Annotated in this window: 14 protein-coding genes and 1 pseudogene; 10 read left to right on the top strand and 5 right to left on the bottom strand. The window is 71.2% G+C overall.

The window, feature by feature from the left end; translation table 11 throughout:
- The 4 genes from ACWC2T_RS26740 (at window position 1) to ACWC2T_RS26725 (ending at window position 3,971) form a co-directional block, all read left to right on the top strand.
- The gene (locus ACWC2T_RS26740) at window positions 1–675 is read left to right on the top strand and encodes an urease accessory protein UreF (RefSeq protein ID WP_450672900.1); all 675 of its coding nucleotides are present in this window, start codon (window positions 1–3) and stop codon (window positions 673–675) included.
- A 95-nt stretch (window positions 676–770) separates the two neighbouring features.
- Window positions 771–1,448: an urease accessory protein UreG gene (ureG, locus tag ACWC2T_RS26735; protein WP_450672899.1), complete on the top strand. Its 678-nt coding sequence runs from the start codon at window positions 771–773 to the stop codon at window positions 1,446–1,448.
- The gene (locus tag ACWC2T_RS26730; protein WP_450672898.1) at window positions 1,436–2,203 is read left to right on the top strand and encodes an urease accessory protein UreD; all 768 of its coding nucleotides are present in this window, start codon (window positions 1,436–1,438) and stop codon (window positions 2,201–2,203) included. Before ureG ends, ACWC2T_RS26730 begins: the two co-directional genes overlap by 13 nt.
- Before the next feature lie 142 nt (window positions 2,204–2,345).
- A complete protein-coding gene (locus ACWC2T_RS26725) occupies window positions 2,346–3,971 on the top strand; it encodes an alpha/beta hydrolase (protein WP_450672897.1) in 1,626 nt (541 codons plus the stop codon).
- Between the two features lie 123 nt (window positions 3,972–4,094).
- Here the strand turns inward: ACWC2T_RS26725 and ACWC2T_RS26720 are convergent, their stop codons facing one another.
- The 3 genes from ACWC2T_RS26720 to ACWC2T_RS26710 all read right to left on the bottom strand — a co-directional run bounded on the left by ACWC2T_RS26720 (window position 4,095) and on the right by ACWC2T_RS26710 (window position 6,954).
- Window positions 4,095–5,117, bottom strand: coding sequence for an NAD-dependent epimerase/dehydratase family protein (locus ACWC2T_RS26720; RefSeq protein WP_450672896.1), 1,023 nt, complete (start codon window positions 5,115–5,117; stop codon window positions 4,095–4,097).
- Window positions 5,118–5,178: 61 nt separating this feature from the next.
- The gene (locus tag ACWC2T_RS26715; RefSeq protein WP_450672895.1) at window positions 5,179–5,904 is read right to left on the bottom strand and encodes a lysophospholipid acyltransferase family protein; all 726 of its coding nucleotides are present in this window, start codon (window positions 5,902–5,904) and stop codon (window positions 5,179–5,181) included.
- Window positions 5,905–6,084: 180 nt separating this feature from the next.
- Window positions 6,085–6,954, bottom strand: a complete 870-nt coding sequence (locus ACWC2T_RS26710) for a hypothetical protein (protein WP_450672894.1) — start codon at window positions 6,952–6,954, stop codon at window positions 6,085–6,087.
- Between the two features lie 842 nt (window positions 6,955–7,796).
- Between ACWC2T_RS26710 and ACWC2T_RS26705 the strand changes: the two genes are divergently transcribed.
- Entirely contained in the window at window positions 7,797–8,471 is a 675-nt protein-coding gene (locus ACWC2T_RS26705; RefSeq protein ID WP_450672893.1) for a hypothetical protein, read from the top strand.
- Between the two features lie 135 nt (window positions 8,472–8,606).
- On the opposite strand, the gene rpsN is transcribed toward ACWC2T_RS26705, so the two are convergent.
- A complete protein-coding gene (rpsN, locus tag ACWC2T_RS26700) occupies window positions 8,607–8,912 on the bottom strand; it encodes a 30S ribosomal protein S14 (protein WP_450672892.1) in 306 nt (101 codons plus the stop codon).
- On the bottom strand, window positions 8,912–9,148 hold the full coding sequence (gene rpmB, locus ACWC2T_RS26695; RefSeq protein ID WP_450672891.1) for a 50S ribosomal protein L28: 237 nt from the start codon (window positions 9,146–9,148) through the stop codon (window positions 8,912–8,914). The genes rpsN and rpmB overlap by 1 nt, the downstream gene beginning before the upstream one ends.
- Window positions 9,149–9,222: 74 nt before the next feature.
- Here rpmB and rpmG point away from each other — a divergent pair, with 74 nt between their 5' ends.
- The 5 genes and pseudogenes from rpmG to ACWC2T_RS26670 all read left to right on the top strand — a co-directional run.
- On the top strand, window positions 9,223–9,387 hold the full coding sequence (gene rpmG, locus ACWC2T_RS26690; protein ID WP_014150502.1) for a 50S ribosomal protein L33: 165 nt from the start codon (window positions 9,223–9,225) through the stop codon (window positions 9,385–9,387).
- Window positions 9,388–9,392: 5 nt separating this feature from the next.
- Window positions 9,393–9,650 (top strand): type B 50S ribosomal protein L31, encoded by a 258-nt coding sequence (locus tag ACWC2T_RS26685; RefSeq protein ID WP_450672890.1) that lies wholly within the window; start codon window positions 9,393–9,395, stop codon window positions 9,648–9,650.
- Window positions 9,647–10,825, top strand: coding sequence for a CobW family GTP-binding protein (locus tag ACWC2T_RS26680; RefSeq protein ID WP_450672889.1), 1,179 nt, complete (start codon window positions 9,647–9,649; stop codon window positions 10,823–10,825). The genes ACWC2T_RS26685 and ACWC2T_RS26680 overlap by 4 nt, the downstream gene beginning before the upstream one ends.
- An 81-nt stretch (window positions 10,826–10,906) precedes the next feature.
- Entirely contained in the window at window positions 10,907–11,149 is a 243-nt protein-coding gene (gene rpsR, locus ACWC2T_RS26675) for a 30S ribosomal protein S18 (RefSeq protein ID WP_450672888.1), read from the top strand.
- A gap of 338 nt (window positions 11,150–11,487) precedes the next feature.
- A pseudogene (locus ACWC2T_RS26670) lies at window positions 11,488–12,400 on the top strand (hypothetical protein); the annotation flags it as partial.

The raw sequence follows: 12,400 nt of genomic DNA, 5'->3' as shown, positions 1-12,400 counted from the left end.
ATGTCACGGGCAGCACTTCTCGTCCTGGCCGACGGCCGCTTCCCCGCCGGAGGGCACGCGCACTCCGGCGGGGCGGAGGCCGCCGTCAAGGCGGGCCGGATCACCTCCGCCGCGAGCCTGGAGGACTTCTGCCGGGGCCGGCTGCACACCGCCGGGCTGGTCGCGGGCGCGCTGGCGGCCGCCGCCGTACTCGGCACGGACCCCGGGGAGCTGGACGCGGCGGCGGACGCCCGCACGCCCTCTCCCGCCCTGCGGGTTGCCGCGCGCCGCCTTGGCCGACAGCTGCTGCGGGCGGCGCGGGCGAGCTGGCCGGACGCTGAACTCGACGCGCTGGCACGGCAGTTCCCCAAGGGGGCCCATCAGCCGGTGGTGCTCGGGCTCGCGGCCCGGGCGGCCGGGCTGGGCCCTGACGACGCGGCGCACTGCGCGGCCTACGAGAGCGTGAGCGGGCCGGCGACGGCGACCGTACGACTGCTGAGCCTCGACCCGTTCGATGCGACGGGGGTACTGGCCCGGCTGGCGCCCGAGCTGGACCGCGTCGCGGATACGGCGGTGGAGGCGGCGCGAAGGGTGCACGACGAGGGGGTCGATGCGCTGCCGGCCGCGTCGGGACCCTTGCTGGAGGTCGGCGCGCAGTGGCATGCGGGCTGGCCGGTGCGGCTGTTCGCGTCGTAGAGGTCGCCCCCGCCGCCCCTGCCCGTCCCCTCCCCAGGGGCTCCGCCCCTTCGACCCGCCAGGCTGAGAGCACCAGGCCACACAAGGAGCCGTACATGCACCTCGACCACACCCACCCCGGCCCCGCCGCCGTCAGCGCGGACGCCCACCGGCCCGACGGCTCCCGCCGTGCCCTGCGCATCGGCCTCGGCGGGCCCGTCGGATCCGGGAAGACCGCGACCGTCGCCGCGCTCTGCCGGGCCCTGCGCGACGAGCTGTCCCTCGCCGTCGTCACGAACGACATCTACACCCGTGAGGACGCCGCGTTCCTGCTCCGGGAGGCCGTGCTGCCGCCCGAGCGGATCACCGCCGTGGAGACGGGTGCCTGCCCGCACACCGCGATCCGCGACGACATCTCCGCCAACCTCGAAGCGGTGGAGGACCTGGAGGACGCGGTCGGACCGCTGGACCTGATCCTCGTCGAGTCCGGCGGCGACAACCTCACCGCGACCTTCTCCAAGGGGCTCGTGGACGCGCAGATCTTCGTGATCGACGTGGCCGGCGGCGACGACATCCCGCGCAAGGGCGGCCCCGGCGTCACCACCGCCGACCTGCTCGTCGTCAACAAGACCGACCTCGCCCCGTACGTCGGCGCCGACCTCGCCCGGATGGCCGCCGACGCCAAGGCTCAGCGGTCCGAACTCCCCGTCGTCTTCCAGTCGTTGCGCGGCGAGCGGGGTGTCGCCGACGTGGCCGCCTGGGTGCGCGAGCGGCTCGCCGCGTGGACGGCGTGACGGCCACCGGGGTCCGGGCGGACGCGCGGATCGTGGCCCGCGCCGACGGCCGTGGCGGCACGGCGCTGCCCGTCCTGGACAGCGACGGCCCGCTGGCGCTGCGGCGCACCCGGTCCGGCGGCTGCGAGGCGAGGGTCATGGTCGTCGGCGCGATGAGCGGCCCGCTCGGCGGCGACCGCTTCTCGCTCACGGCGAGCGTGACCGAGGGTGCCCGGCTGCACGTCGGCTCCGCCGCCGCCACCCTCGCCCTGCCCGGACAGGCCAAGGGCGAGGCCCGCTACGACGTACGGCTCGACGTGGCCGACGGTGCCGAACTGCACTGGCTGCCCGAGCAGTTGATCTCGGCTCGCGGCAGCGACCTGCACGTCGCCACCCGCGCCGAACTCGCTTCCGGCGCCCGGCTCGTGCTCCGCGAGGAACAGGTGCTGGGACGGGCGGGAGAGGAACCCGGGCGGCTCACCAGCCGGCTGACCGTGCGGGTCGCGGGCCGCACGGTGCTGGACCAGGAGCTGGCCTGCGGGCCCGGGGCGCCGGGCGGCTGGGACGGCCCCGCCGTGCTGGCGGGACACCGTGTGGTGGGCCAACTCGTCGTCGTACGGCCCGAGTTCGCGGAGCACCCGGTCGAGCCCCGGATGCTGGACGACTGCGCGGTCCTGGTACCTCTGGCCGGTCCGGCAGCACTGGTCAGCGTCGTGGCACCGGACGCACTGCGCCTGCGACGGGTGCTGGACGAGGCGCTGACCAGACTCGGCTGAAGCACGCCCCAGAGGGGGCGCGGGGCGGTACCCCCTGGTGATCGAACATGATCATCCGGTTATCGGATTGGTAAAGATGGCAGGCGACCCCTGTTCTCAGACACCTCACAGCCGAGAGGATCCCGCCTGACCACATGCAGCGATGCAAACAGCTGGGGGAGGGGCCCACTTGAGGGACAACAGACCGAAGAGCCGCCTGCTGGCGCTCGGTTCGGCCGGAGCGCTCGTCACCGCCACCCTGATCGCCGGTGCCGTCTCGGCGCCCGCGGCCAGTGCCGCCGGCCGGCCCGGCCCGGACCGGGAGGCCAAGGGCGCCGAGATAGCCGCCGCCCGCGCCGCCAAGGCCGGTATCGACTGGCAGGACTGCCCGGCGGACTGGGGGCTGGAGAAGCCCATCCAGTGCGGCTGGGTCAGCGTGCCGCTGGACTACGCCCACCCGTACGGCAAGCAGATCAAGCTCGCCGTGGACCGCATCGGCAACACCGGCACCCAGGCGGAGCGCCAGGGCGCCCTCGTCTACAACCCGGGCGGTCCCGGTGGCTCCGGCCTGCGCTTCCCGCGCCGGGTCACCACCAAGAACGCCATCTGGGCGAACGTCGCCAAGGCCTACGACTTCGTCGGCTTCGACCCGCGCGGCGTCGGCCACTCCGCGCCCATCTCCTGCGAGGACCCGCAGGAGTTCGTGAAGGCGCCGAAGATGGACCCGGTGCCGGACACCGAGGCGGACAAGACCGCCCAGCGCAAGCTGGCCCGCAATTACGCGGACGGCTGCCTGGACCGCACCGGCCGCGCGATGCTCCAGCAGATGACCACGCCGAACACCGCCCGCGACCTGGACGTCATCCGCGCCGCGCTCGGCGAGAAGAAGCTCAACTACCTCGGCGTCTCCTACGGCACCTACCTCGGCGCCGTCTACGGCACCCTCTTCCCGGGCCACCTGCGCCGCATGATCGTGGACAGCGTGGTCAACCCCGCCCGCGAGAACATCTGGTACCAGGCCAACCTGAACCAGGACATCGCCTTCGAGGGCCGCTGGAAGGACTGGGAGGACTGGGTCGCCGCGAACGACGCCGCCTTCCACCTCGGCACCACCCGCGCCGCCGTCCAGGACAAGTGGCTCCAGCTGCGCGCCACCGCCAAGAAGAACCCCATCGGCGGGGTCGTCGGCCCGGCCGAGCTGATCTCCTACTTCCAGAACGCGCCGTACTACGACTCCTCGTGGGTGCCGGTCGCCACGGTGTTCAGCAAGTACGTCGCCGGTGACACCAAGGCGCTGGTCGACGCCGCCGGCCCCGACCTGTCGAACACGGCCGGGAACATCTCCGCGGAGAACGGCAACGCCGTCTACACGGCCGTCGAGTGCACCGACGCCAAGTGGCCCACCAGCTGGAAGAAGTGGGACCGGGACAACACCCGGCTCAACGCCCAGTACCCGTTCATGACCTGGGCCAACGCCTGGATGAACCTGCCGTGCGCCACCTGGCCGGTCAAGCAGCAGACGCCGGTCCACGTCACGACCCACCAGGGCCTGCCGCCGGTGCTGATCGTGCAGTCCACCCGGGACGCCGCCACCCCGTACCAGGGCGCCGTCACCCTGCACCAGCGCTTCCAGGGCTCCCGCCTGATCACCGAGAAGGACGCGGGCTCCCATGGTGTGACCGGCCTGGTCAACCCCTGCATCAACCAGCGTGTCGACGCCTACCTGATCGACGGCAAGCTGGACGGCGCGGATGTGACCTGCGGCCCGCACGCCACGCCCAAGCCCTGACCGGGATCGTACGGTGAACAGGGGCGGCCGGACTCTCCGGCCGCCCCTCGCTCATGCCGCTCATGCCGCTCATGCCGCTCATGCCGCTCATGCCGCTCATGCCATTCATGCCGCTCGTGCCGCTCATGCCGTGAGCCGGGCGTCCTCGGCCGCGTAGTCGAACAGGTCCGGATACGCCTTCGCGAGGAGCGGGAAGGACTCCCGCCAGTCCCGCCCGGCGAGCGCGTCCGCCAGCCAGGCGACCGTCTCCGGCAGGCTGTCGGCGTACGACACCACCGGCCGGTAACCCAACTCCCGCTCGGCGGCGGACATGTCGCAGACGACCGGCAGCGGAACCGACCACGGCGTCAGGCCGACGGAGCCCTCCGGCGGGCCGTCGAGACACGTCGTCCGCGTCTCCACGCCCATCACCGCGTCGACCGCCGCGCCGATCTCGACGACCGTCGGCGCCTCGCCGTCACAGGCGTTCAGCACCCGGGTACCGGGCCGGGCCGCCGCCGGCCGGACCAGTTCGGCGATGTTCCTGGCGCTCGACGGATGGAACCGGCTCTGGCCCCCGTACGACAGCACCCGTCTGCGCCGGCCGTCGAGATTCCGCTTCACGAAGCAGAGCTCACGGGGCAGCGGACTGTACGGCCCGTGCACTGCGCCCGGCCGCAGCACGGTCACCGGCAACGCCTCGGAACCCGCGAGGAGTTCGCGCTCCAGCGCGGCCTTGCGGGTGCTGTACGACGCCTCGCCCGGAGGTACCGTCGGCTGGTTCTCGGGGACCGGCACCGGGTAGGCCGGAAAGCCGTCCGGCTCGTGCGGCGTGTCGAAGTTCCGGCCCGTGCCGTCGTCGTACACGGACACACTGGGGATGACGACCGCCGAACCGACACGGCCCGCCAGGGACGTCAACTGCCGTGCGTGCGCGGCGTCGTAGGCGACCACGTCGACCACCAGGTCGCAGCCGTCGCCGACCACCGCGGCCAGTGCCGTGTCGTCGGAGCGGTCCAGCCGGACCGTCCGTACCCCGTCGTCCCATCCCTGGTCCCGGCCGCCGCCGCGCGAGGCGGCTGTCACCTCCCAGCCGTCCCGCACCAGAGCGTCCACCGTCGGACGGCCGATCTGCCCGCTCGCCCCGATCACCACAGCCCTTTTCATACGGCGAGCCTGGGCACGTGGGCCGCCCGGGCGACGGGCCTTCTGCCGTCGGCAGAGGCGTTCAGCTGAGCGGAGCCCGGGGGAACCGGCGCTCCTTGGTGCCCTGCTCCGCGGCCTGCCGCTCCTTGACGACGGCCGCGTACTCGTCGACGTACTCCTGCTCGGACAGCGCCAGGATGGCGTACATGATCTCGTCGGTGACGGCCCGCAGGATCGCCTTCTCCTGCTCCATGCCGGCGTAGCGGGAGAAGTCGAGCGGCTTGCCGAAGCGGATGGTGACCGGGTGGACGTGCGGGATGACCTTCCCGGGCGGCTGGGCCTCGAACGTGCCGATCATCGCGCACGGCACGACCGGCACGCCGGCCCTCAGCGCCATCACCGCGACGCCGACCTTGCCCTTGTAGAGCTTGCCGTCGTGCGACCGGGTGCCCTCCGGATAGATCCCGAGCAGCTCGCCCCTGCCCAGCACCTTGAGGCCCTCGCGGATCGCCGCCTGCCCCGCGTCCTTGCCCGAGCGGTCCACCGGGATCTGCCCGGCGCTGCGGAAGAAGAACGCGGTGAGCCGGCCCTTGAGCCCCGGGCCGGTGAAGTACTCCGCCTTGGCGAGGAAGGTGATCCGGCGCCTGAGCATCGCCGGCATCAGAAAGTGGTCGGAGAAGGACAGATGGTTCCCGGCGACGATCGCGGGGCCGGAGTCCGGCACGTTCTCCAGGCCCTCGATCCGGGGCCGGAAGACCAGTCTCAGCAGGGGACCCAGCAAGACGTATTTGAGCAGGTAGTAGAACAAGGGGTCGCGCCTCACTCTGGCGGATCGGCTCAACCGCCGCGTTCTCGCAGGTCAATCGGCATCTGACGGGGGGCCAGTGTATGTGCGGGTGTAGTCACGTGGAACCGGATCGGTGGGAGGACTGGCGAACAGCGGCCCCTTGCACCTCCACCAGGCGGGCGAGCAGGACTGCGTTCTGGTTCAGCCCTGGGGGCGTGCCCCGAGGGTGAGCTCGACGCGCAGGCTGTCGCTGTCCTGCAGGATGTAGGTCGCGGCCGTCTCACGCGTCCAACCCACAGGGATCAGGTAATAGCGCCCTGATCGGTCGATGAGGCGCCGCAACCCCGTGTAGCGGTAGCGGAAATGCACTGTCGGGCCGAGATCCTGCACGGCGACTCCCGGTCCGGCAATGCTGTACCGCTCGGTGGTGAAGACGGTCACCCCGGTGAGCCGTACGACGTGATGGCCGACGTCCTTCGCGTCGTCGGCGCCCATCTGGGCCGCCGCCAGCGTCCCCGCCCAGAGCAGCAGCACAGCGACAGCTAGGGTGCGGGCGTTGGCGCGGCGGGGGCCGATGCCGGCGAACCCGGTGCGCCGGGCGTCGAGGCGAGCAAGGTGGATGCCGCCGGCGAGAAGCACCAGGGCCAGCCATCCGTAGGGGACGAGCCGTGACATGTAGGCGAACAACAAGACACCCAGCGCCACGACCACCAGGTGCCCCTGCACCAGAAGCGCGGCCAAGCGCGCCCAGGCCGCCGCGAGCTGGTCGGCCTTGGGGATCCGGCGGGTGATGGCGTAGTCGGTCGGATTCCGGAGCACCAGCAGCGTCACGGCGAGCCCGATGACCAGCGGTCTGTTGAGGACATGGAGGCTCTGGATGGCGAGTTCGGCGTACCCGATGCCGAGGCTGAAGACGTCCAGGTGGAAGTAGGAGTAGTAATTGGCGAGATAGACGGCGCCCAAGTAGAACATGAGCGCCGCGATGAGGGAGGCCTGTGCCACAGCGGCGCTGAGCACCGTGGGCAGGGACGCGACGCGGGCCGAGGAGGCCGGCGGGTCGGAGTCGGTCATCCGGTGCCCGCGAGGCTGTCCGTCGGGCAGGGGGAACCGGACCTGGACGACGAGGGTTTCGGCGTTGGGCCGGTAGCCGGGGGCGTGTCACCGGTCGAACTCGTCGCGCCGGCCGACGTTCCGCCGCCCGCCTGGGATGCTTCCGCCGACTCGCCCTCTGCCGACTCGCTCGGCGGGCAGGTGTCCTTGCCTGTGCCGCCGCCCGAGGATCCGCCGCTTGTGCTGCCCCCGGTAGTGCCGCTCCCGCCGCCCGGCTCGATGCCCGGCGGGGGCAGGGGGCCTACCGTGGCAGAGGGCGGCGGAGCGATGGGGGGAATCGGATCACCACCGTACCTCGAGGTGCCGCCTCCCGACGATGCCGTACCTCCCGCCGCCGCAGCGCCGCCACCGACCGAGCTCCCGTGGGACGGCGCCGGTTTCCGGGAACCATCGGAAGCCGAGGAGACAACGCCGGCGCTGGGAGCCTCCGGGGCCGGAGGGCCCTGGTGCCCGCACCCGGCACATACCCCTCCGGCGACCGCACTCACCAGGGCAGTGCATAAGACCCTTGTAAACCCTGTGGACATACCCCTCCTCCTCAAGGGTTCACGCTCAACAGGAGACCTTCCCGGCACATGCCTCGGTCACGCCACGCCAATGTGCAGGGGTTGTGCGGCGGTCAGCTGCGCCGACCAGCAGGGCTGGACGTCGGGCTGAAGGGGTGGCTGGGATTTCTGCAACTTGTGGTGTACATAAGGCAGTTGTTGCGCCTTCGACAGCGCAACTGGCGGTGATCGCGGTGACTTTCCGGTCGCTCTTCCTGCGGTCGCCGACCCCCCTCATGCACAGCGAAAGGCACATGTATGGCGAACAACCGCAGGATGCGCCACGGCGGACGGATGCTGGCGCTCACGGTCGCTGCCCTGGGCGCGGTCGCGGCGACAGCCGGTCCGGCCTCGGCCGATGACCAGCCGACCCGGGCACAGATCATGTCCGACTGCGGCTCGGGCGAAGGGAAGTGCACCTTCAACGACCCGAAGCTGGGCCAGGCGTACCTCGGAGGCTTCCACCGGGTCTCCGACGCGCTCTACAACTGCAGCACCTCGCCTGCCACCCAGTCGATGACCTGGTCCGACACGGTCGGTTCCACGGACTCGGCGGGCGTGTCCGTGACCGTCGGCGGCAAGATAGCGGACCTCATCGACCTCAGCGTGACGGCGACCTACAGCCACACCTGGTCGAGCTCGCACTCGGAGACCAGCTCCGTCAACATGACGGTCCAACCCGGTGAGGTCGGCTGGATCTCCCGTGCGCAGGTGATGCAGACCGTCTCCGGCACCTGGCAGACCCATTACGACGACCGGAAGTGGGGTCACTACTTCTGGTTCGTCCCCGACGTCATCACGGGGCCCGCCCCGAACGGCACGGACGGCCAGAGCAACGCGGTGGTCGTCAAGTCCAGGAAGATGACCACAGAGGAGAAGCGGTCCTGCTCGAGTCGCTCCGGTAAGGCCAGGACGTTCGTCGTCCACGGCTGATCCACCGCTCGCGCGCCGCGCTGCCTCGCGGCCCGTATCTCCGCGAGGCAGCGCGGCACTGCCCGCCCGGTGGTAACCGGGACCGAGGACGCGGCTGCCTGGACAGGTGAGTGCGGTGTGGGGATCAGGCGCGGATCACCAACTGCTCTTGGTCACCCCGGGAAGCTCACCCGCGTGTGCCATCTCGCGTACGCGGATGCGCGACAGGCCGAATGCGCGCAGGTGTCCGCGGGGACGGCCGTCCACGGAGTCGCGGTTGCGCAGCCGAGTGGCGCTGGCGTCGCGAGGCTGCCGGCGCAGCTCGCGCTGGGCGGCGGCACGTTCCTCGTCGGAGCTTCCGGGGAACGCGATGATCGCCTTCAACGCGGCGCGGCGCGCGGCGTAGCGGGCCACGATGAGCCGCCGCTGCTCGTTCTTCGCGATCTTGCTCTTCTTCGCCATCAGACCTTCCCTCCCCGGCTGCGGATGCGCGCCACCGCGGCCTCGATGCCGATCGTGTCGACCGTCTTGATGCCCTTGGCGGAGAGGGTGAGCCGGACATGGCGGCCTTCGCTCGGCAGCCAGTAGCGCTTGCTCTGGACGTTCGGATCGAAGCGGCGCTTGCTGCGCCGGTGCGAGTGCGAGATCCGATGGCCGAAACCGGGCTGTCGGCCGGTGAGTTGGCAGTGAGCGGACATGTTTCCTCCTCGTCTGGTGGCAGCACAGTAGCGCTAAATGAAAATGAAAACCAATCTCGTGTATGCTGCCGCCCATGGCCCGTAACGAACTGCGCCCGATCATCAAGCTGAGGTCCACCGCCGGCACCGGCTACACCTACGTGACCCGCAAGAACCGCCGTAACAACCCCGACCGGCTCACCCTGCGCAAGTACGACCCGGTGGCCGGCCGTCACGTCGACTTCCGTGAGGAGCGCTGAGCACCGTGAAGCCCGGAATCCACCCCGAGTACCGTCCGGTCGTCTTCCGTGACCGGGCCGCCGACTTCGCCTTCCTGACCCGGTCGACGGCCACGAGCGACAAGACCGTCGAGTGGGCGGACGGCAACACCTACCCGGTCATCGACGTCGAGATCTCCTCGGCGAGCCACCCCTTCTACACCGGCACCCAGCGGGTCCTGGACACCGCCGGGCGCGTCGAGCGCTTCGAGCGGCGCTACGGACGCGGACGGAGCAAGCAGTGACCGGGGACGAGGCGCGGCTGCCGGTCGCGATCGTCGCAGGGTTGCACGCCGACGCCCGCCGGGCCGCCGTAGAGAAGATCCTGCGTACGGTGCCCGGCTCGGTCGCGCTCCACCACGACCTGACGTCCGCCGTCGACCGCGCCGTGCACCGCACCGTACGGAACGCCGACGGCCTGCTGGGCAGCGGCGGCGCACCCTTGGTGAACGACTGCGCGTGCTGCGCGCTGCGCGAGGACCTCGTCCCCGAACTGCTGCGGCTCGCGCGGGAGGGCGGCCATCGGCTGGCCGTGGTCGAACTGTGGGACTCCGTCGAACCCCAGGCCATGGCCGGGGTCATCGCCGCCGCGGGCGCACCGCTGGTGTTGACCGGGGTCGCCACCGCGGTCGACCCGGCCCTCGTCCTGCCGTACCTCTCCAACGGCGACGACCTGGCCGATGCCGGCCTCGCCGCCGCCCCGACCGACCGGCGCACCGTGGCCGACACCTTCGCGCGTCAGCTGGAGTACCCCACGGTGATCGCCCTGGTCGAGGACGGCTCCGGTGGGGAGGACGGAGAGTGCGCCGACGACGGCGACCGCGCGTTGCTCGCTCAGCTCACACCCGGCGCACGCTGGGTGCCTGCGGAGCGTGACGGCGCCCTGGGTGCCGCTCTGCTGGCGGGATTCGACGTGGCAGCGGCCGGCGCCCGCCTGCATCCCGCGTGCGCGCTGCTGCCGCAGGAGTGCGACGAGCACGGCGTGAGCACCCTCGTCTGGCGGCGCGAGCGGCCCTTCCATCCGCAGCGCCTGTACGCCGCGCTGGAGGACCTGGCCTGTGCCGCCGCCCGCAGCCGTGGGCGTTTCTGGCTGGCCGACCGTCCCGACACGCTGCTGTCGTGGGACGCCGCGGGCGGGGCGCTGTGCGTGGAGTCGGTCGGACCCTGGCTGGCTGCCCTGCCGGAGGCCGCCTGGGAGATGGTTCCGGCCGAACGGCGCGTCGCAGCCTCCCTGGACTGGCACCCCGAGCACGGTGACCGCTGCCAGCACCTCACCTTCACCTCGCCCGGCCTCGACCGCGACGGTCTGTCCGCCCTGCTCGACTCGTGCCTGCTCACTGACGACGAGTACGCGGCGGGCAGGGACGGCTGGAAGGAACTGCCGCACGCCTTCGACGACTTGCTCGACCCGGTGGGCTGAGCCTTTGTGCCCGATGGCCCACATGTCCGACCGCATTCCCTGGAGATCCGACCGCATCCCCTGGAGAGAGGAGATCCGACCGTGCCCCGAAGCAAGAGCGCCCGGCGGCAGACAGCCAAGCGACAGCGCGCCAACCCGCTGGACGCCGCCGGCATCACATACATCGACTACAAGGACACCGATCTGCTGCGGAAGTTCATCTCCGACCGCGGAAAGATCCGCAGCCGTCGGGTGACTCACGTGACGCGTCAGCAGCAGCGGCAGATAGCACAGGCCATCAAGAACGCGCGCGAGATGGCGCTGCTGCCCTACGGTTCCCGCTAGCCGGCACGCGTCAGCGCTCATTGCGTACGGGTCCGACGGCGCCGGAACCCGCCTGGCCGTCGCGGCATCCAGCACCGACGACCAGGCTGCCGTGCGTAACCCTCCTGCTAAGAAGGGGCTAAGCCCATCCTATGGAGGAGTAAAGAATTCAACCCGGTACTGCCCGGCGGTCCGCCTTCGGGGCTACGGTCCTGGCGCACCCTGTCATGTCACGCTCACGCGACGTCACAGGACGCTGTGAGCGTCATGCTCATGACTGCGCGGATCCACCGCCGCTACGCGCAATCACGGGCTGCCCATCCAGTGCGATACCCCACGTCAACCGGAGGCAGTACCCCATGCGTGAGTCACGCCCGAGCGGGCGGAGACGGAGTCTGCGAAGACTCGTCGCCGTCGCCTTCCCCGCCCTCGCCCTGACCGTCGCCGGATTCACCGCGGCGCCCACGGCGGGCGCCCAGCCTTCCGCGACCCATCCCCAGACCTCCAAGGTCGCGCAGAACAACAAGGCGCTGACCGCCCCCGAGCGGCAGACCTACCACTCCACCGGCAAGGCCGGGCAGAAGGTGCCGACCCAGCACCTGTGCGCCACCGCCGAGCCGGGTCATGCGTCCTGCTTCGCCCAGCGCCGTACCGACATCAAGCAGCGGCTCGCCTCGGCGCTCGCCGCGGCCGCGCCCTCCGGCCTCTCCCCGGCCAACCTGCACAGCGCCTACAACCTGCCCACCGCGGCCGGTTCGGGCATGACGGTCGGCATCGTGGACGCCTACAACGACCCGAACGCCGAGTCGGACCTGGCCACCTACCGCTCCACCTACGGCCTCTCGTCCTGCACCAAGGCCAACGGCTGCTTCAAGCAGGTCAGCCAGACCGGCTCCACCACCTCGCTGCCGACCAATGACAGCGGCTGGGCCGGCGAGGAGATGCTCGACATCGACATGGTCAGCGCGGTCTGCCCGAACTGCAGCATCATCCTGGTCGAGGCCAACTCCGCGAGCATGGCCGACCTCGGCGCCGCCGAGAACGAGGCCGTCACGCTCGGCGCCAAGTTCGTCTCCAACAGCTGGGGCGGCTCCGAGTCCTCCTCGCAGACCAGCGACGACACCTCGTACTTCAAGCACCCGGGTGTCGCGATCACGGTCTCCGCGGGCGACTCCGGCTACGGCGCCGAGTACCCGGCGACCTCGCAGTACGTGACGGCCGTCGGCGGCACCGCGCTCACCACCGCCTCCAACTCCCGCGGCTGGAGCGAGT

This window comes from Streptomyces sp. NPDC001393 (assembly GCF_053597455.1).
This window is presented reverse-complemented; position numbering and strand designations above follow the sequence as displayed.

What these genes read in the sequence shown, in the direction of transcription:
- ACWC2T_RS26740 (WP_450672900.1), top strand. Translation starts at nt 1, where the DNA reads ATGTCACGGGCAGCACTTCTCGTCCTGGCCGACGGCCGCTTCCCCGCC.
- ureG (WP_450672899.1), top strand. Translation starts at nt 771, where the DNA reads ATGCACCTCGACCACACCCACCCCGGCCCCGCCGCCGTCAGCGCGGAC.
- ACWC2T_RS26725 (WP_450672897.1), top strand. Translation starts at nt 2,346, where the DNA reads ATGCAAACAGCTGGGGGAGGGGCCCACTTGAGGGACAACAGACCGAAG.
- ACWC2T_RS26720 (WP_450672896.1), bottom strand. Translation starts at nt 5,117, where the DNA reads ATGAAAAGGGCTGTGGTGATCGGGGCGAGCGGGCAGATCGGCCGTCCG.
- ACWC2T_RS26710 (WP_450672894.1), bottom strand. Translation starts at nt 6,954, where the DNA reads ATGACCGACTCCGACCCGCCGGCCTCCTCGGCCCGCGTCGCGTCCCTG.
- ACWC2T_RS26705 (WP_450672893.1), top strand. Translation starts at nt 7,797, where the DNA reads ATGGCGAACAACCGCAGGATGCGCCACGGCGGACGGATGCTGGCGCTC.
- rpsN (WP_450672892.1), bottom strand. Translation starts at nt 8,912, where the DNA reads ATGGCGAAGAAGAGCAAGATCGCGAAGAACGAGCAGCGGCGGCTCATC.
- rpmB (WP_450672891.1), bottom strand. Translation starts at nt 9,148, where the DNA reads ATGTCCGCTCACTGCCAACTCACCGGCCGACAGCCCGGTTTCGGCCAT.
- rpmG (WP_014150502.1), top strand. Translation starts at nt 9,223, where the DNA reads ATGGCCCGTAACGAACTGCGCCCGATCATCAAGCTGAGGTCCACCGCC.